At 45.4% G+C, this 19,298-nt stretch carries 14 protein-coding genes and 1 pseudogene; 10 read left to right on the forward strand and 5 right to left on the reverse strand.

The window, feature by feature from the left end; all coding sequences use genetic code 11:
- Positions 1–664: NAD(P)/FAD-dependent oxidoreductase (locus Q0668_RS17720; protein WP_298867050.1), on the reverse strand; the 664-nt coding region annotated here is incomplete at its 3' end.
- Positions 665–890: 226 nt separating this feature from the next.
- On the opposite strand from Q0668_RS17720, the gene Q0668_RS17725 reads away from it, so the two are divergent.
- The gene (locus Q0668_RS17725) at positions 891–2,393 is read left to right on the forward strand and encodes a M81 family metallopeptidase (RefSeq protein ID WP_298867052.1); all 1,503 of its coding nucleotides are present in this window, start codon (positions 891–893) and stop codon (positions 2,391–2,393) included.
- Positions 2,394–2,434: 41 nt separating this feature from the next.
- Here the strand turns inward: Q0668_RS17725 and Q0668_RS17730 are convergent, their stop codons facing one another.
- The 3 genes from Q0668_RS17730 to Q0668_RS17740 form a co-directional block, all read right to left on the reverse strand.
- Complete coding sequence (locus Q0668_RS17730) at positions 2,435–2,776, reverse strand: translation initiation factor (RefSeq protein WP_298867054.1); 342 nt, start codon at positions 2,774–2,776, stop codon at positions 2,435–2,437.
- A 10-nt stretch (positions 2,777–2,786) separates the two neighbouring features.
- Positions 2,787–4,580, reverse strand: a complete 1,794-nt coding sequence (locus Q0668_RS17735) for an ATP-binding cassette domain-containing protein (RefSeq protein ID WP_298867056.1) — start codon at positions 4,578–4,580, stop codon at positions 2,787–2,789.
- Between the two features lie 162 nt (positions 4,581–4,742).
- Positions 4,743–5,021: a GlsB/YeaQ/YmgE family stress response membrane protein gene (locus Q0668_RS17740; protein ID WP_298867058.1), complete on the reverse strand. Its 279-nt coding sequence runs from the start codon at positions 5,019–5,021 to the stop codon at positions 4,743–4,745.
- 323 nt (positions 5,022–5,344) lie between these two features.
- Here Q0668_RS17740 and Q0668_RS17745 point away from each other — a divergent pair, with 323 nt between their 5' ends.
- The 3 genes from Q0668_RS17745 (at position 5,345) to Q0668_RS17755 (ending at position 10,148) form a co-directional block, all read left to right on the forward strand.
- Positions 5,345–6,550, forward strand: coding sequence for a sialidase family protein (locus Q0668_RS17745; RefSeq protein WP_298867060.1), 1,206 nt, complete (start codon positions 5,345–5,347; stop codon positions 6,548–6,550).
- A 73-nt stretch (positions 6,551–6,623) separates the two neighbouring features.
- Positions 6,624–8,618, forward strand: a complete 1,995-nt coding sequence (locus tag Q0668_RS17750) for a sulfatase-like hydrolase/transferase (RefSeq protein ID WP_298867062.1) — start codon at positions 6,624–6,626, stop codon at positions 8,616–8,618.
- 51 nt (positions 8,619–8,669) lie between these two features.
- Entirely contained in the window at positions 8,670–10,148 is a 1,479-nt protein-coding gene (locus tag Q0668_RS17755) for a Gfo/Idh/MocA family protein (protein ID WP_298867065.1), read from the forward strand.
- A 12-nt stretch (positions 10,149–10,160) separates the two neighbouring features.
- On the opposite strand, the gene Q0668_RS17760 is transcribed toward Q0668_RS17755, so the two are convergent.
- Complete coding sequence (locus tag Q0668_RS17760) at positions 10,161–11,945, reverse strand: ABC-F family ATP-binding cassette domain-containing protein (protein ID WP_298867067.1); 1,785 nt, start codon at positions 11,943–11,945, stop codon at positions 10,161–10,163.
- A gap of 395 nt (positions 11,946–12,340) precedes the next feature.
- On the opposite strand from Q0668_RS17760, the gene Q0668_RS17765 reads away from it, so the two are divergent.
- The 6 genes and pseudogenes from Q0668_RS17765 to Q0668_RS17790 all read left to right on the forward strand — a co-directional run.
- Positions 12,341–13,762 carry an O-antigen ligase family protein gene (locus tag Q0668_RS17765; RefSeq protein ID WP_298867069.1) on the forward strand — a complete coding sequence of 474 codons (1,422 nt, stop codon included), beginning with the start codon at positions 12,341–12,343 and terminating at the stop codon, positions 13,760–13,762.
- A gap of 33 nt (positions 13,763–13,795) precedes the next feature.
- On the forward strand, positions 13,796–15,304 hold the full coding sequence (locus Q0668_RS17770; RefSeq protein ID WP_298867071.1) for an oligosaccharide flippase family protein: 1,509 nt from the start codon (positions 13,796–13,798) through the stop codon (positions 15,302–15,304).
- Between the two features lie 38 nt (positions 15,305–15,342).
- Entirely contained in the window at positions 15,343–16,524 is a 1,182-nt protein-coding gene (locus tag Q0668_RS17775; protein WP_298867073.1) for a GNAT family N-acetyltransferase, read from the forward strand.
- A 54-nt stretch (positions 16,525–16,578) separates the two neighbouring features.
- Positions 16,579–17,736, forward strand: a complete 1,158-nt coding sequence (locus Q0668_RS17780) for a glycosyltransferase (protein ID WP_298867075.1) — start codon at positions 16,579–16,581, stop codon at positions 17,734–17,736.
- Positions 17,733–18,998 carry a GNAT family N-acetyltransferase gene (locus Q0668_RS17785; RefSeq protein WP_298867077.1) on the forward strand — a complete coding sequence of 422 codons (1,266 nt, stop codon included), beginning with the start codon at positions 17,733–17,735 and terminating at the stop codon, positions 18,996–18,998. The genes Q0668_RS17780 and Q0668_RS17785 overlap by 4 nt, the downstream gene beginning before the upstream one ends.
- Positions 18,999–19,047: 49 nt before the next feature.
- A pseudogene (locus Q0668_RS17790) lies at positions 19,048–19,298 on the forward strand (hypothetical protein); the annotation flags it as partial.

Genomic DNA, 19,298 nt, shown 5'->3' on the forward strand with positions numbered 1-19,298 from the left:
GCTCAAACTGAGCAGCGGAGATCCCCCAAAAGAAGCTGCATTCAGAATTGCCGATCGGTAATAATCCAACCAGTTTTCGCGTTCCTTCTACTACTTGAAATAACTTGTCATTCACAGCAGTGCAACCACCGGTTGCCCAGAGGGCCCCATGTTCATATTCAACAGAGCGATGCGGGATACCCGAAGCACTCCTTAATCCGGATCGAGACCCGTCCGTTGCGACGATAAAGTCATACAACTCTGTCTGTTCGTTTGATTCCAACTTCAGAGAAACACCTGAACTCGAAACCATGTAATCCACAATACGCGAATTTTCACGCAGGACTGCTCCCGCTTGTTTCGCCAAAGAAAGTAGCAACCGAAATAACAGACCGCGATGTACGCCTAGATCTGATCGCAAGCGTTGATAATCTAAATGAATCAACCGTTTTCCGGAATGCTTGAGTGCTTCAATATAATTGAGTTGCGCAGACTGCCGATAGACATCCTCATAAATCCCCAGAGATTTCAGAATCGCTTGCCCGTTTGGCTGGATCAGAATTCCGGCACCTGCAGGACCACACTGTTTTGCTTGCTCATAAATAGTGACTTCGTGTCCCTGATGAGCGAGCAAACATCCTACAGCAGTCCCGGCAATTCCACATCCTGTGATAGCAATTTTCATTAAATCAAGCTCGATCAAAACCGGAAACTGAATCTGGAAACGGCAGTCAGATATATGAGAATATGAGAAACTGTTTCATAGCCGATTGCTGCCTTTTTGAGAAGACAGAATTCTGATTCTGCATGTCGCTTTCATTTAAGTCATCTTTTGCCTATCTTAATATTGAGTGCACGAGACTACGACTCACAAAACTTGAATGCAAGATCACTCTCCAGGAGTTTCAAACATGCGAATTGCAACAGGTGGTGTATTACACGAAACAAGCACCTATTCTTCTCTACCCACAACGCTTGATGATTTTATCAATGACCGAGGTTTGTACCGTGGTCAGGAAATCATGGAAACGTTTCCTGGATCGAATGTCTGTATTGGAGGATTTATTGACGGAGCCAAAAAACATGGTTTCGAGCTAATTCCTCTGCTTTGGACATTTGCATTTCCCAGTGGCTTAATCGAACGTAAAACCTACGATGGGTTACTGGAAGAGTTTTTACAACGCCTCAAATCAGAAGAAGACGAAAATGGCCCAGTTGACGGAGTGTTATTGGATCTTCATGGCGCGATGGTCATTGATGGGATCGAAGATGGTGATGGGCATTTCATTTCCAAAGTCCGGGAATATCTGGGCGACGATCGCCCGATTCTGGTTACACCGGATATGCATGGCAATCACACACCACTGCGCGTGCAGCAGGCAACCGCCATTTTAGGATATGACACTTACCCGCATATCGATATGAATGAACGCGGACAGGAGGCTGCCGCCCTGATGGTACGAATTGTTCAAGGTGAAGTGAAACCGGTCATGACCTTGAAGCAAATTCCTTTATTCTGGAGTACCGCCTGTCAGGTCACCGCGCATCAACCCATGAAAGAAGTCATGGACTATGCACATGAAATCGAATCGCGTCCCGGCATTCTAAGTGTGACCGTTTCCACTGGATTTCCCTGGTCGGACATCCTGGATGTAGGACCTTCTATTATCGTAGTCGCCAACGATGACCAGGATCTTGCAGATAAAACCGCCGAGGAATTCAGCTCTTGGATCTGGGAACGTCGTCGTCGCTGGTACCAACTTCCGTTTTCCGTGAAAGATGCCATCAAACAAGGGCAGGAAATCGGCAAGTTTCCCATCATTCTTGCGGATCATGCAGATAACACAGGGGGTGGCACTGCCGGAGATTCCACAGAAATCCTGCAAACTTTTCTCGATCTTAAATTAGAGAAAGCATTGATCCTGTATATAGTCGATCCCGAGGCAATTGCTTTGGCGCATCAAGTCGGCGTTGGGGGAATCATCGAAACAGAGATCGGGGGGAAATCGCACACGATTCAAGGACCGCCTGTCAAAATGAAGGCGGAAGTCAAAGCACTTTCAGAAGGGAAATTCAAATACGATGGTCCAATGTACGCCGGCCTGACCGGTAGCATGGGACCATCTGCCTGGATTCAACAAGATGAAATTTCTGTAGTCCTGGTAACAGCGCGAGAACAACCATTTGGTCCCGCCTTCGCCAAAACTCTGGGCATAGATTGTGAATCGATGAATTATATCTCAGTCAAATCATCGGCACATTTCCGGGCGAGTTTCGAGCCGTTTGCAGGCGCGATCTTTAATGTGGAAGCAAAAGCCATTCATACGCATGATTTCGCCAAATTGAATCACCAGCGCAGAAAGCATGATTTTTATCCTGTGGAAATTCCGTATGAATCTGCACCGGAGATTTAACAACCGTTGGCAAGTCACGAATACGACAGACACAAACCTCGTTAGCCTTTGACTTGAAAGCCAATTGTTTTCAGAGTTGCGCGAACGCGGTCCAGTTGATCTCCCTGAATTTCCAGTTCATCCTCTTGCAAAGAACCGCCGGCGCCACATTGCGATTTCAGTTGCTTCAATAACTCAGGAAGATCATTGCCTTCTTGAGCTAAACCGCGAACTACAGTGACTCGCTTTCCTTTCTTACGCTTTTCAATCGACAATCTGGCAGTTTGCTGTTCGGGGGGAATCCGAAAAGGAGCTTCAGGCGGGCAGTTGCATTCTTCTTCCAATTGATCACATTTTTCACACCTTGGTGGGCGATCAAAGGGTGTTCCTTCCAATAAACGCATGACTTCATCCTCACTGTGAACGAGCGTCCAATTCTTCCCAACGATTCAATAGAAATTCCAATTCATTTTGAATTACTTCGACGCGGGTTGAAGACGCAGTAATCACATCTGCTGGCTGCTTGAAAAATTCAGGAGAAGCCATTTCAGAATGCAATTGGGCCTGTTCTTTTTCCAACAGCTCAATACTGTGCGGAATTTCGTCCAGTTCCTTCTGTTCTTTGAAACTGAGCTTGACCACTTTTGTCTTTTTTGGGGATCGGGGTCCCGTTTTCGCTTTCGATTCCATCTCATTTTTCTGAGCAACCAGATTCCGCTCTGCCTGCATCAAATAATCATCATAGCCGCCAGCATACTCTTTGACTTGACCATCTTCATCAAAAACCAATGTCGCAGTCACTACGTTATTGAGAAAAGCACGATCATGGCTCACCAGCAAAAGAGTTCCGGGGTGATTGCTAATTAATTCTTCGAGTAACTCTAATGTTTCTGAATCCAGATCATTTGTAGGTTCGTCAAAAATCATCAAGTTGGTTGGTCGTGTGAATAATTTCGCCAGCAACAAGCGATTACGTTCTCCACCGGAAAGATAGCGGGCGGGCCTGCGAGCACGTTCCGGCGTAAACAGAAAATCTTGCAGATAGCCATAAATATGTTTGGGTTTCCCATTAATTTCGAGTGTCTCTTGACCCTCACCGACATTTTCGATGACAGTTTTTTCTTCATCAATCTGCTCTCGTAATTGATCGAAATAGAGGATTTCCAGGTTTGTCCCCAGCCGTATCGTCCCCGTATCCGGTTTAAGTTCTCCCAGGAGCAGCTTGAGTAGAGTTGTTTTGCCGGCTCCATTTCTGCCAATGATCCCAATCTTGTCTCCGCGCATAATCAGCGTGGAAAAATCATGGATCACAGTTTCTGAGTCATAGGAAAATGAAACTTCTTTTGCTTCAATCACCAATTGTCCCGAACGGTCGGCATTGGCCACTTGCAAATTCACATTGCCAACTTTATTTCGACGTTGAGTGCGCTCTTCACGTAATTTTTTTAAGGCACGAACACGGCCTTCATTGCGGGTGCGGCGTGCTTTGATACCTTTTCGAATCCAGACTTCTTCTTCAGCCAGTTTTTTATCAAACAGAGCATTCTGTTTTTCTTCTGATTCTAAAAATGCCTCTTTTCGTTTGAGAAAAGTGTCGTAGTCGCAAGTCCAATCGTATAAATGACCGCGATCGATTTCGATAATCCGAGTCGCCAACTTCTGCAAAAACATCCGATCGTGCGTTACGAACAACAAAGTACCGGAATACGATTGCAAAAATTGCTCCAACCACCTGATCGAAGGAATATCCAGATGGTTCGTTGGTTCGTCCAGTAATAAGATATCAGGAGCCTGCACAATGGAACGGGCTAACAATCCCCGGCGTTTCATTCCGGAAGACAAGGAATCAAATATTTCATCACCCTGCAAGTTCATGCGGGATAATATTTGTTCAACAGCATGTTCGGCTTCCCATTCATGTTCATAATAGGGAGCGGCACCTTCTGCCACGTAATCATGAACTCGTAACGCACAGCCAGAAGGAACCTCTTGCACCAGTCTGGCCACACGCAAATCTTTCTCGCGTTTCATTTGACCATCATCCGGATCAAGTTCGCCGGCAAGAATTTTCATCAACGTTGATTTCCCGGCTCCATTCCTCCCTAAGAGACCAATCCTCTCCCCCGGATTAATTTCCAGATTAATCTCATCTAACAACGAGGGGCCACCCCAGCTAAATGAAACTTGATTCAAACTCAACAACGACATAAAACAGCACTTCCGGTCATACTCTTATAAAAAAACCCGACTCGGAAAGTCGGGAGAAAATCAAACGCAAGCATAGTATGTGAAACGAAGTAGAATTCTGCAATGCCCTCAGTAATGGAATGATTCAGGCTTCTCTTGAAAAGAATCCATTCTTTCAGAATTTCAAGACCGTGACCGACCAGTCAGTAAACTCAAAATGGCAACAAATATTGATGCCCCAATGATTGACCAGACAATTGGATAATTTTTACCACCAAAGGGAATCGAAAATATTTCGGGCAGCCCCAACATATCTGCTATTTTACCACCTAATAATGCACCTATAAAACCTAAAGCGATAGATACCAGACAACCTCCTCGTGTATTACCGGCCAGTGCCCGGGCAATGCTGCCACAAATGCCGGCAACAACCAGCATGATGAGAAATTCAGGTAACCCCATAAGTAACCTCGTACTTTTCTATGCTACTCAAAACAGAATGAAATATAATTTGGTAAAATGACCCTGTATCTGAATCCATAAGATTCACAGGCGCAAGACTACTCTATGTCAGGATTGCCTGCCTGTCCAGACGCACTTAAATACTCTTCCGGTTCTAAAAAATCATTTTCAGCCAATCAGCATCACATTTTTGAATTTTCTGTCACTGTCTCACGAGATACTCGCCTCTTTTAAAGGAATTTGTTAGCATGATCTGCAGATTATTGATTCCTTACACTAGATTCACCCACTGAAAACCAAATTTGCATTGAAGAGGTTTCCCCGTGCGCTCACTGCTTTTATTCTTTTCATTTTTAACACCGCTGCTTCTAACATCTGCTTTTACAAATATCTGTTCGGCTGAAGAAAAAACGAAACAGAAGGATCCCGCCTTGGTCGCCCCGCCAGTAAATACTCAGCCGGGGAAAGACTATGCAGACGACACGCGCCTCTTCCAGGGCATTCCAGGAATGGAACGAGCCGCCAACGGACGTCTCTGGGCACTCTGGTATGCCGGAGGAACCGGCGAGGGGGAATTGAACTATGTCACACTGGTCACCAGTCAAGATGATGGAAAAACCTGGTCGGGACCGAAAGTAGTGATCGACCCTCCCGGACCCGTGCGTGCCTATGACCCGGCCATCTGGCATGATCCCAGCGGTCGGCTCTGGGTTTTCTGGGCGCAGTCATATCGCTGGTGGGATGGACGTAGTGGAGTCTGGGCGATCACCACGGAGAATTCTGATCAGGAAAATCCCAAATGGAGTCAACCTCGCAGGATTTGTAACGGGATCATGATGAATAAACCAACGGTCCTCGCAAATGGCGACTGGCTATTGCCCGTTGCGGTCTGGAAACAGAACGCCAAAGATTCTATTGAATATCGGTTCGATTTACCCGAAGAACGAGGCGGAAATATCTTCATCTCGAAAGACAAAGGAAGTTCGTTCCAATTACTCGGACAAACCAATGTTCCACAGAGGACATTTGACGAACACATGGTTGTTGAAAGAAAAGACAAAAGCCTCTGGACCCTGGTCAGAACTAGTTATGGAATCGGAGAATCCATTTCCACCGATGGTGGAAAAACCTGGTCGGCAGGCAAAGCTTCATCCATCCCTCATATTAATGCCCGTTTTTTCATCCGAAGATTGAAATCCGGAAATTTAGTTCTGGTGAGACATAATCCGCAAAACAGAAAAACGCGCAGCGACCTGACTGCATTTCTTTCAACCGATGATGGAAAAACATGGCAGGGAGGTTTGCTGTTGGACGAGCGACCGGGCGTCTCCTATCCCGATGGAATCCAAAGTGAAGATGGTACCATTTATATAATTTACGATTACTCGCGCACGGGAGAGAAAAAAATTCTAATGAGTACCTTTAAAGAAGAGGATATTCTTGCAGGTAAGCCCGTTTCCGGAAAAGTTCGACAAAGAGTACTTATCAATCAGGCCACAGCTCAAAAGTCCACAGCTCAAAAGAAATGATAAGGAGTTTCATACTCCTGGATGGCTAAACTATTTTAAATCGACCTGCAGAACAAAAAACAAGGAATTTCTAATGCGATTTCTTTTTTATCTCCTAGTTTTCACCTCTCTGACCCAGACATCGAACTCGCTATTTTCCGCTGAGCAACGCAATGTACTGATTCTCTTTTCTGATAACCAGAACTGGAATGATTGCGGCTGTTATGGAAACCAAATCGTCAAAACTCCAAATATCGATCTACTGGCGCGTGAGGGAACGCGTTACCAACAGGCTTTTGCCACAACCGCTTCATGCGGCCCTTGCCGGGGTGTTTTCTATACCGGACTCCACGTACATGCCAACGGACAGTACGGGCACCCGCATGGTGACCACAATTTCCGATTGAAACCGAAAGTGAAAACGATCTTTTCATTGCTCGCACAAAATCACTATCGGACAGGAATGATTGGCAAATATCATCTATTCCCGGAAGATACAACCATTGACTTTAAACCTAAAATCAATGGTTATCGCGCGAAAGGCATGGCAGACTTAGCAGACGATTTTCTCAAACAGAAAAGTGATCAGCCTTTTTTCCTGGTCATGGGTTTTCACGATCCCCATCCAACTTCACGTACGCAACCGGAATTGGGGGTCAAAGTCAAAGAACAGGGCATGACTCTTGAAACGTATGACCCAAACAGCATTACCGTTCCCTCCTATCTACCGGACCGCCCCGAAGTCAGGCAAGGTCTGGCCGGTTATTACCAGCAGATCAGTTACATGGATGCCGCTATCGGTCGTATCTTGAAATCTTTGAAAGCGGCCGGCAAAGCAGATAATACCCTCGTCATTTTCACCAGCGACCATGGTTCATCCGAACCGGGGGCAATGGCCAATCATTATGAGCCGGGGGTACGCATCCCATTTATTGTACGAAACCCCCAACTGAAACAAGAGTCTGCCGGAGTGGTCTCTGATTCCCTGGTTTCTCTATTGGATGTCACTCCAACAATCCTGGACTGGACAAACACGAAAGGCCCCAGATATCCCTTACATGGTCGTAGCGTTCTACCAACAGTTGGTAAAACAAATACACCTGGCTGGGATGAAACTTTTTTGAGCCACGTGTTTCATGAAGTCACCATGTACTATCCTATGCGTACGATTCGAACGCGCGATTTCAAATTGATCTGGAATCTGGAATGGCGTTCCAGATACCCACTGCCCATCGATACATTATCTCGCGCCACCTGGAATGAGACACTCCGATTACAGGAACCACTGCTCGGACAACGTACGGTAAAGAAATTTCTCTTTCGAGATGAAGTCGAATTGTACGATCTCAAAAATGATCCCGACGAAGTCATCAACCTCGCTTGCCAGCCTGAATATCAGGCTGTGCGCAAAACGCTCTCTGAAAAATTACTAAAGCACCTGGAACAAACAGACGATCTATGGCTGAAACAGTACACACTCCCAGTTTCCTGTAACACAACGGCTGCAGACCAGCAGTCTGAATATAAGTCTCTATTCAATGGTCGTGATTTAACAGGCTGGACATTAAAACGCGCCAACCGAAAAGGCTATCGCGTTGAAGAGGGAAAGCTCGTCTGCCCTGCAGAGGGAGGCGGATTTCTATTCACAGAGCATGAATACGGCGATTTCAGCCTTAAGTTTGATTTCAAACTGACAAAAGGTGCCAACAATGGAATCGCTGTTCGCTGTCCACTGGTTGATCAACGTCCCGCTTACGCAGGAATAGAAATTCAAGTTTTGGACAATAAAGGCTATCCCAAAAAACTTAAGCCCACTCAATATCATGGATCAGTTTATGATGTCATCCCCGCGAAACGAGGTGCGCTGAAGCCTGTTGGAGAATGGAATCATGAAGAAATCATTTACCGTGGGTCACAGATTACTGTGATCGTCAATGATATCCCGGTTTTGAGAACTGATTTAGCCAAAATCACAGACGCTGAGATTCTCACCAAACATCCCGGTTTAAAAAACAAACGTGGCCACATAGGACTGTTGGGACATGGCAGCCATGTGGAATATAAAAATATTCAAATCAAGGAATATTAACTCATTTGTTTCTGATTATATGTTTCTGATTATTATCTTAAAGGAAAAATCATGAGCCAGGAACCAGCAAGCCGTCGCACATTTCTTAAACAATCTGCCGTCGCGACTGTCGCCGCCAGCCAACTTGCGGCAATCGCACCAGCCAGCGCCTATCAGTCCAACGAACGAATCAGAATCGGAGTCATCGGACCCGGACGACGTGGTTTTGGTTCACATGTTAAAACGCTCATCAAGCTCCGCAATGATCATGGAGTGAATCTCGACATCACAGCAATCAATGATGTCTATTCAGTACACCGTGATCAGGCCGTTGATTATATTAAAAAAGAAACGAAGCTGGAGCCCAAAACCTATGCAGATTACCGGGATCTACTGAATGATAAAGACATTGATGCCGTCTGTATTGCCACTCCCGATCATTGGCACGCCAAACAGGTTTTAGATTCACTTAAAGCGGGCAAACACGTTTATTGTGAAAAACCGATGACGCATCATATTCCAGAGGCGATGGAGGTTATTGATGCCTGGAAAAAATTCGGTTTAGTCGTACAAGTAGGCGTGCAATCCACCAGCATGCCAATCTGGAATGAAGTACGCGAGTTAGTCAACGATGGCAAACTTGGAAAAATCGTCCAGTTTCAAGCCGAATCATTTCGTAATTCCATCGGTGGAATGTCGCGCCATAACATCATCACAAAAGAGATGACCCCGAAAACTGTTGACTGGAAACGCTGGCTAGGTGTAGAAGAGGGACTCGCACCCGACTTGCCGTTTGACCGTTCTACTTTCGGACAATGGCGATGTTATTGGCCCTTTGGTTATGGAATGTATTCGGACCTGTTTGTCCATCGCGTGACCGCAATGCTCAAGGCCACCGGCTTAACATTTCCCGGTCGTGTTGTGGGCGGTGGTGGAATTTTTCTCGAATACGATGACCGTGAAGTCACCGATGTAGCGTCAATTATTGCAGACTTCCACGAAGGCGTTCAGGGACTTGTCTCCAGTACAATGATTTCCCAGGAGGTTCCCATACGACATTTGATCCGAGGACATCATGGCACAATCGTGTTTGATAAAAACGTGTTTGGTAAAAAACAAGCTTATGAATTTATACCGGAACGACCTCAAGTCACACTCGACAGTCAGTTGAAGAAAGAAGAAGTCGTCTCAGCGCGTGTTCCAGATCAGACATTACTGCATTTTCAGAACTTCATTGACGCGATTAAAGCCGACGATCCCGCTCTGGTCAACAATTCGCCAGAACTGGGGGCGGCGGCGATCATGGTCGTGAATCTGGGTGTACTCAGTTATCGAGACGGGAAAGTTTTCCAGGTAGACCGTAACTCAAAACAAATTAAAAATGGAGATCAAAGCTGGGCAGACAACTGGGAAAAAATGTCGAAAGAACGCAGCAAAGCACGTCACGTCGCGGGATGGAAAGCCGGTGATAAAGGCAGTATTCTTGTCCCACCCAAATATCAAAAGCTCGCTGGCCCCTGGATTGATGGAAAAGCACCAGAAAACACATAACTCATTCTAATGTTATGATTCCAGAAAGTCATAGAGCTCCATCCAGCGGGATTCCAGTTCCGCAATCTCATCGACAAGCGGTTGCATTTCCGTATGGAGATCTTGCGCCGCTTCGGGGCTGGTGGCTTTCAGGAACTGATCGTTAATGGTTTTTCGTTTCTCATCGAGCTGCGCTATCTTCCGTTCAATGGCGGATAGTTCCTTCCGTGCATTTTTTATTTTACCGCCCAGCCCTTTCTCTCGTGGGGTTGCGCTTGGATTATGCTGTTCCTGCTTAGCTATCGATGCCTGATTTTGCTCGCGATGTCCTTCAGCGACTTCTTTTTTCACGCGATAGAGATAGGACTCGTAATCGCCTTCATAGCTTTTGACGCTACCGCCTGCCACTTCAATCACATCTGTTGCCACTTTCCCCATAAAATGGCGATCATGGCTGGTAAATATCACTGTCCCCTGAAATTTGACTAATGCATTTCCCAATGCTTCTACGGTTTCGACATCTAAATGGTTTCCCGGTTCATCAAGAATTAAAATCGAATAATTACCCAACAGGATACCAGCCAGACACAAGCGAGCACGTTCGCCCCCACTTAATACTTTGATAGCTTTATCCAATGCCTGTTCTTTAAAAAGAAAACTGCCTGCAACAGCCAGCATCTGTTGCAGCGTGGTACCGGGAGCCGATTCCAGTTCCAGGTAATCGCGAATGGTCTGTTCATCTGGCAAAGAAGTATAAACATGCTGCGCGTAGCAGGCGATCTTGCAGTGATAGCCCCACTTTAAATCCCCATCCAAAGGTTTCAGCGAACCTGCAATGGTGCGCAGAAATGTCGTTTTCCCCTGTCCGTTGTCACCGACAATAGCGGCCCGTGAACCATGCTCAATTTCGAGCGTGATATGATCAGCAACGCGTAAATCTGGATATCCAATCGCCAGATTGTCACAGATTAGAGCGTTTCCCTGCCGCCTTTCTGTCTGGGGAATTACAATATTTACAGTGGATTCCGCTCCTTCAATCTCGGTCAGAGTCAGCCGCGCAAGCTGCTTTTCTTTACTCCGTGCTTGTGAAGCCGTATTGGCACCCGCTTTATTTTTTGCAATAAAGGTCTCCAGTTGCCGACGTTTTGCCAGAACCGTGGCATTGGTTCGTTGATCGCGTTCCTTCAAGACTTCCTGATTTTCGAGATACTGATCTACATTTCCATTGTACAGCGTCAATTTTCCCCGCTTGAGCTCGAGCGTTTGAGTGCAGATTGCTTTGAGGAAAGAACGATCGTGAGAGACAACCAGACAGGCTCCGCGATAATGCTTTAGAAAATCTTCCAGAAGCAACTGTGTTCTTAAGTCGAGAAAGTTCGTCGGTTCATCCAGCATCAGAAAATTTGGTTCGTGCAACAGCAGGGACGCCAGTTTGACACGCGTCTGCCAACCACCAGATAGATCTTTGACAGGTCCGTTCAGAAATCGGCCTTTCAATTCGAACTCTCCAGCGACTTCTCCACATTTCCAGTCCGGTTGACCACTGTCGCGCATCAGAAAATCCAGAGCACTTTCGCCCGGTTTAAAAGGGTCGTGTTGTCTTAAATAACCAACTCGCAGATTGGGATGCCGTATGACCTGTCCACTATCTACGGATTCTTCATCTAACAAAATTCGTAACAAAGTCGATTTGCCCGCTCCATTTCGCCCGATAAACCCGACATTTTGCTCGTCCGACAGGGCAATCGATGCTTCCTTTAACAACTCCTGAGCACCATAACTCTTTGTAATATTTGATATTTCGATCAGCGTCGCCATCACTCTTCTCTATCGTTGAAACAGATTTTCTTAGAGTCATACATATACACGAGGACAGAGAAGATAACGGGATACAGAAAATGATTCAATTGATCATCCGTGCTGCGGTTGAGTTGTCTGATTTTCTTAATCCCGATTCTCACCTCTTCATGCCGGTTATAGCAATTATTTCGACTTGGAATGAACCGGAATCCCTTAATTCACCCTACATGACCTCTGTTCCTGATCTATCTTTTAAAAAAGTGCACTCATTTCAGTAACTCGGGGGATTTCGGCTCTAATTCCGATCATCCCTGACGAACGACGTAGAAAGACTGTATTTCCAGTTCTGATATTTCATGGCGAATGAAGCAAACCTTACTGATCATTCTGAGAATCTAGCCGGTCATCAACAAATGTCGGCACACAGTCAGACTATGCGCACTCCAGTTCGGATGCAGAAACGTCGTCAGCAGTACCCCCTTTCAATCATGGGCGGTCATTCAGCACCACACAACGCTTATTGCCTGTTTTTAATGGTTAACATCACGTTGTTTCTCAGACCAGCCGAACTGATCCCGGCGTTAGCGAATTTGCCGATTTATGAAGTATTGATTCTGTCATCATTTTTCTTATCACTTGATCAGATTAAACGCACACTGCAAGTTCCCATGTTAAAACGACAGCCGATTACGCTATGCGTCATTGGTATCCTGGTGGCAGTCGTGCTTTCACATGCTTCACATATGTATTTATACGGCATTCGCACCTCGAGCATCGCCTTCTTCAAAACATTAATTTATTACATTCTACTAGTGTCTGTAATCGATTCACCACAACGCCTGAAAGGGTTGCTGAAAACAGTCGCCATTACTTCTTCCGTCATGATTCTGTTATGTGTGATTGACTATTCCGGTTTGCACGATTTCGAATTCATCAAACACGTTAGTGACAGAGATGGCGTTTCTGATGCGGGTGACGCAATTCGTGTCTTCCGCATGCGAGGTACTGGTATCTTTCAAGACCCGAATGATCTTTCGGTACTCATCGTTACTACAAGTATTCTTTGCCTGTACTTTTTCAATGATCCTACAGCCAGTCCGCTCCGATTTCTCTGGATACTCGGCTTGATAGTCCTCGGAATCGGCCTGCTTTATACCAGATCGAGGGGAGGACTGCTGACATTAGGAATAGCCGGCATGGTATTTGTCTTACCCAAATATGGCAAAAATGCGGCTATCCTGTTCGCTCTCGTGGGCATGGCAGCTGTCACCGTACTCGCTGGAAGACAGGGGAATATCGATCTGAATTCAGGAACCGGTCAAGACCGAATTCTGCTTTGGAGAGAAGGATTGATGGCACTTAAATCCCCTGACCTGTTTTTTGGTATTGGGCAGGGTTTGTATTCAGATCTGGCAGGCCTGGCAGCGCATAACTCGTATGTGCATGCATTTACAGAACTGGGTCTGTTTGGCGGTACATTATATATTGGCTGTTTCTTCTTTGCAGGACTGGGATTATATCGTCTAGCGCGTTTCCAATGTTCAAACAAAGGGAAACCGATATTTCGAAATCAGGAATTGGAACGCTATCTACCATATGCAGCCGCAATTCTGGCGGCATGGTGTGGTGGCATGATGTCGCTTTCCCGCTGTTATGTCGTACCCACTTATATGATTGTCGGAGTTTCAGCAGCCTTTTTGAATCTGGCAGCAGCCAGTCTCGCGAAACCAACTCCCGTGATCTATTGGAATAAGCAGCATCTGATTCGACTGACTGGCGTCAGTTTCGGAATGTTCATTGCGTTTTTTGTATTTGTACGATTTTTTGCTCATTAAATCAGATAAGAGATCAAACACTGAAAGTCTAAAATGAATCAACGTCGATCAGTCAAAGCGAATCTGTTTGCCAACTGGCTCAATCATGGAGTGAGTCTGGTGATCGGCGTGTTTCTAATGCCTTATGTGTTGCATATCCTGGGTGACGCACAATATGGAAGCTGGATTTTCATCAATGCGATCGCCGGCTATTCGGGATTGCTCTATCTCGGCTTCGGTCAAACCATCAGTCGCTATGTGGCACACTATCATGCCAAACAGGAGTGGCAGAAACTCAATAATGTTTCCAACGTGATTTTTGCCATCTATCTGGGCATGGGGGCTCTCGCATTAGTGGGTGCTGGAATAATAGCCTGGTTGGCTCCCTATATCAGTGACTGGGGGAGCATTTCACTATATGAAATCCGAATCGTGATTCTCCTGCTCGGACTGAATGTGTTTGTAGGTCTGGCCGGCAGCGTATTCGGCGGCGTTTTGATGGGCATTCAACGTTTCGATATCGAACGGAGCGTCAGTCTGATAGGTGGTATCCTGCGGTTAATTCTGACAGTTCTCTTCCTGAAAGCCGAATGGGGTTTGCTCACGATTGCACTGATCTTTTTTGTGGTCACACTCTTCGAAAACCTGGGACACTTTTATTTTGCGTTTCGTCAGGTCAAAACATTCCGCATTGGCACGAAATACATGGATTGGTCAATACTTAAGGAATGTGGGTCCTTCAGTGGATTTGCTTTTGTTGACGCCATTGCCTGGACTTTAATCGAAGCCACGGACTCGATTCTGATTGGGATATTCTTCAGCCCGGCAGCAATCGTCCCTTATTATATCGCATTGCGCCTGACGCAGTTCATTAACATGCCCATCGCTCAGATAGGCAAAGTATTTATGCCTCGCGCAGGGGAATTACATGCGAATGACGATCACGGGGCACTGCAAAAACTGGTTTTAAATGGTGTCTCGCTCTCCTTTCTATTAGTCACCGGCTTTTTTATTGGTGTCTGTTTCTTTGGAACAACGCTCATCACAACCTGGATTGGTCCCGGCTACCCTCAAAGTCATTTGATTTTAATGGTTTTATTAGGCGCTCGGATTGTTGCGTTACCCGTCTCTATCTTCCGATCAGTCCTGTACGGCATGGGAAATGTCAAAGTACCGTCATTAATCTATATGGGAGAAGCCATTGCCAACTTAATTCTGTCGTTGATTCTGATTCAATGGCTCGGATTGATTGGTGTCGCATTAGGAACGGCGATTCCCATCTTGATAGCAGAACTATGCATCATCCTGCCTTACGCCATGAAAAAACTGAACATTTCCCTGAGCCAACTCTTAAGAAAGGCCATCGGCCCTACTCTTGCTCCCTTACTGGTGCTGCTGGGTTATTCCTATTACCTGCCACAATTTATTGAAGTGCATAATTCCTGGGCTACTTTAGTCGGTGTCGCCGCAGGAGGAGGCATTTTCCTGATAGGCACCTGGTTCATTATCGAAAAAGGCAGCTTGCTACTGCATCGATCAGTTTCAAAATCTCTGAATACATAATTTTATTTGATACACATTTTCTAACAATGAGACACTTAATGACAACTATACATTACCAAAATCATGCAACAAATCTTTCTGATATCAGTTCACCCGATGCCATTGCGCAGCCACTGTCGATCAAAGTTTATGATCACAGTCAGTCTGAATTCTGTCTGACATTGTGGAAAAAACTGGAATCTCAGTTTGATGAAATCCCGTTAATGTGTTCGCACACATGGACATCAACTTGGATCGAACATTACGGCGACTTGATTCCTCACTTCTTTGCAGTAGCATCCAGAAACAATACACCTTGTGGAATCTGCTTGCTGACTGAAGGAGTGGATCAACACGATGGACCTCTCTCACTCAACACTCTGCATCTAGGCACTGCGGGAGAACCAACGGCAGAGAGCGCCTGTGTCGAATATAATGCACTACTGATTCAACCCGCTGATCAGCATGCATTCATTGCCCAATTACTTAACTCACTTTCAGATAATCAAAAATGGGACGCTCTGCTGTTTGATGGTTTTGCCAGCCAAGAACTGGAGTCATGGGACCTTCCAGATTCAGAGCTTTCGATCAAAAAGGTCGAAAGCCATTATTTTGACCTGAAACAAATTCGTGAGGAAGAACGAAAAGTCATTTCCGGCTTTGGCTACTCCACTCGAAAAAACTTGCGCAAAAACATGAAATCATATGGAAACCTGACAACGGAATGGGCTGAAGATATCGAACAGGCAGATTCCATTTTTGCTGACTTGGTCTCATTACATCAGACTCGCTGGCAAAAAGAAGGATTGCCAGGTTCCTATGCAAGTAAACGATTCACAGAATTCCATAAAACACTCATTCAGAAGCTGATACCTAGCCGCCAAATGGGACTGTTTCGAGTCAAAATTGAAGGACAAGTCATCGGCTGCATTCAGGTTCTCATCGATCGTAATCGCGTGCTCTGCTATCAGGGGGGATCTGCCGAATATAAAGGCAAACTCAGCCCGGGAGTCATCGCCGACTACCTTTGTATCGAAGAATGCTTCAAACGCGGTTTCGATGCTTATGACTTCCTGGCAGGTAACAGCCATCATAAACAGAAAATGAGCACACACCACAGTTATTTGTCATGGGCCCAAATCCGACGCCCTCGCTGGAAATTCACGGCTTTAAATGCGTTGCGAAATATCAAACAAATGATGACGCAGATCAAAAATACAAATCAAAATACTGAAGCATAACGACACCAACAAAACACAAAACCCAAAGACAATAATCGTATTGGAAACCGTTCCATGATTAGTATCAAAACGACTGAAAACCAAAACACGTCGGTAAATCATTTTGCCAATGGCAAACGATTGCGGATTTGCCATCTGAGCCTCACATTATGCACGGGAGGTTTAGAGCGGTTACTGGTAGATTTTGCACGTTACCATAATCGCGACCAGTTTGAACTTGAGTTTATTGCCCTGGGTGATACAGGATTGCCTGCAGAAGAAATTCGAAAGTTAGGTTGTCCCGTCATTGAATATCCGTTGACAGCTGACGGCAAGGTTGCACGAATCAATCAACTGGCGAATTTCTTCAGCGTGAGAAATTACGATCTGCTGCATACTCACAATGCATATCCTCATTTTTACGGCAGTCTGGCGGGATACCGGGCAAAGATCCCTGCCACCATTCATACCCGACACGGAAGACGCTTTGGCGAGACGTTAAGTGAACGCATACAATTTGCTTTAGCCAGTCGCATCTCAGATCGCGTAGTTCCTGTTTCCGATGATACAGGTGAACGCTGTAAAAATATTGGCTGGTTGTCAGACAGAAAAATCAAACGTATCTGGAACGGCATTGATGTCGATCGATTCGTCTTTACTGGCCCAGCCGATAAATTAACAGCGATTACCGTTTCGAGATTGTCACCGGAAAAAGACCTGATAACCATGCTCGAAGCTGTCAAATTCGTCGTAAGTTCGATCCCTCAATTCCATCTGATGATCGTGGGGAACGGCCCTGAGCGAGAAATCCTGGAGAGAAAAACAGCCGCCCTGCAACTGGATTCACATGTCACATTTCTAGGAGAAAGAAGCGACATCCCCGATTTACTGAGCCAGGCAGGCTTCTATGTCTCCTCCTCACTTACAGAAGGAATTTCGCTTACTCTACTCGAAGCCATGTCTGTCGGACTTCCAGTTGTGACCACCTCGGTCGGTGGCAATCCCGAAATTGTACAGCAACCAGATACCGGCCTGCTGGTTCCTTCAGCGAATCCACCGAAATTAGCTGACGCCATAATCCAGATGTGTCAGCAACAGACTAACTGGAAGAAAATGGGACAACAAGCCCGCGATCGGGTCGAACAATATTTTAATATTCGCTCCATGATTCAAGAGTATGAACGTGTTTATCTCGATGTTTTAACGCCATTTTACAAAAAACATAAAATATGAAAACAAAATCACAACCTGAGAAACATGACATTCTGGCAACCCAGGAAGTTGAATCGATTGAGCGGCAAGATGGTCATCAAGACCTGCAGATTCGATTCGACACCTTGGACATTGCGCTACAACAGCCGGTTTCAAAGATATACCAGAGCTGGAAGCAACTCTTTGAAAATGATCCAAATTCCAATATCTATCAAAATCCAGATCATCTCGTCCATTGTATCTCCGACCTTCAGGAATCGCATACCGGACAGTCGGGATATCTAATGCTGTGCATTCAAAATGAAAAAACGATCGCGGCTGGAATCCTACTCCCCAAATCACACAACAGCAAATGCCTTAGAAAGTTGGGGCTCACTCGATTTTTTCAAGGTTATTATTTGTGTGGTAACCGTTTTCTAATTGATCCTGAATTTGAAGAAGATGAAACGCTTCAGAACGATTTGCTGAAATCTTTATTATCATTTTGCCAGAATCAAAAGGCAGCATTCTTGCTATTGGACGACTTATTGCTTGACCAACCACTCAACAGGTCTATTCCGGGTATAAATGATGGCTTTTTGAGTTTTTCTCAATCAGGTTATCAAAATCGCAACCTGATACACTTCACAGATAACCCGGCTGATTACTGGAATCAATTTCGTTCAAAATCACGAACAAAACACCGCAGGCGATTGCGTCAGAACAGTGAGATGCATCTGGTTCGCATTACCGAACCAGATCAGGTTGTTGAATTCCTTGAAAATGCCCATCAGATTTCAGTCAACACCTGGCAGACGCAGCGGTTCGGTCTACGAATCAAAAACGCTCAATCAGAACTGGATGAACTGACATCGTTGGCAATCAACAATCAGCTCCGCTCTTACTTACTCATGAAAGGTGATCAGCCAGTTGCCTTCAAACTAGGTTACCAGCACAAGGGAACTTTTCGTGATCTTGAGTTTGGATTTGACTTGAATTATGCACAGACTTCTCCCGGCGAAGCACTCTTGTTGCTGATATTCGAAGATCTAATTCAACACAATACTCCCGCCATCTATGATTTTGGCGAGGGTGATGGTGAATACAAACAAAGATACAGTTCAGAAATCACACAGAGTAGATCCTTAATGTTACTTCCTCCAACTTTAAAAAATAGATGTTTGTTAAGTTATTTATATACATCACGGTCCATGAGTCAATTATTGCGAAAAACGCTAAAAGCAACTGGAATTCACACTGCGGTTCGCCAGATTTTTCGTTATGGAAAAATCGGAAGTAAATAATTTCTCGAATTGACTCCTCAAGTATGTCAAAAACCAGAACAGGCCTGTTATGAAAATTTTATTTCTTTCAACCATATTCCCGAATTCAATACAACCCGGGAAAGGTACGTTCAATTGTTCGATGATCAAAGCGTTGTCGGAGATTCATCAGACGCACGTCATCTCTCCAATATCGTGGAAGGACGAACTGGCGCATTACATCAAACACAAAACGCGAGTCAATCGGAACTGGTCACCTGTTGAAAACACCACATCCCTCTCGGTAGATTATCCGCGATTTTATTATTTACCAAAAATCGC

It is taken from the genome of uncultured Gimesia sp. (assembly GCF_937910335.1).
Taxonomy (GTDB): Bacteria; Planctomycetota; Planctomycetia; order Planctomycetales; family Planctomycetaceae; genus Gimesia.

Bases quoted from the DNA above. Each gene is read 5' to 3' on its own strand.
- Q0668_RS17725 (WP_298867052.1), top strand. From the start codon at position 891: ATGCGAATTGCAACAGGTGGTGTATTACACGAAACAAGCACCTATTCT.
- Q0668_RS17730 (WP_298867054.1), bottom strand. From the start codon at position 2,776: ATGCGTTTATTGGAAGGAACACCCTTTGATCGCCCACCAAGGTGTGAA.
- Q0668_RS17735 (WP_298867056.1), bottom strand. From the start codon at position 4,580: ATGTCGTTGTTGAGTTTGAATCAAGTTTCATTTAGCTGGGGTGGCCCC.
- Q0668_RS17740 (WP_298867058.1), bottom strand. From the start codon at position 5,021: ATGGGGTTACCTGAATTTCTCATCATGCTGGTTGTTGCCGGCATTTGT.
- Q0668_RS17750 (WP_298867062.1), top strand. From the start codon at position 6,624: ATGCGATTTCTTTTTTATCTCCTAGTTTTCACCTCTCTGACCCAGACA.
- Q0668_RS17755 (WP_298867065.1), top strand. From the start codon at position 8,670: ATGAGCCAGGAACCAGCAAGCCGTCGCACATTTCTTAAACAATCTGCC.
- Q0668_RS17760 (WP_298867067.1), bottom strand. From the start codon at position 11,945: ATGGCGACGCTGATCGAAATATCAAATATTACAAAGAGTTATGGTGCT.
- Q0668_RS17765 (WP_298867069.1), top strand. From the start codon at position 12,341: ATGTCGGCACACAGTCAGACTATGCGCACTCCAGTTCGGATGCAGAAA.
- Q0668_RS17770 (WP_298867071.1), top strand. From the start codon at position 13,796: ATGAATCAACGTCGATCAGTCAAAGCGAATCTGTTTGCCAACTGGCTC.
- Q0668_RS17775 (WP_298867073.1), top strand. From the start codon at position 15,343: ATGACAACTATACATTACCAAAATCATGCAACAAATCTTTCTGATATC.
- Q0668_RS17780 (WP_298867075.1), top strand. From the start codon at position 16,579: ATGATTAGTATCAAAACGACTGAAAACCAAAACACGTCGGTAAATCAT.
- Q0668_RS17785 (WP_298867077.1), top strand. From the start codon at position 17,733: ATGAAAACAAAATCACAACCTGAGAAACATGACATTCTGGCAACCCAG.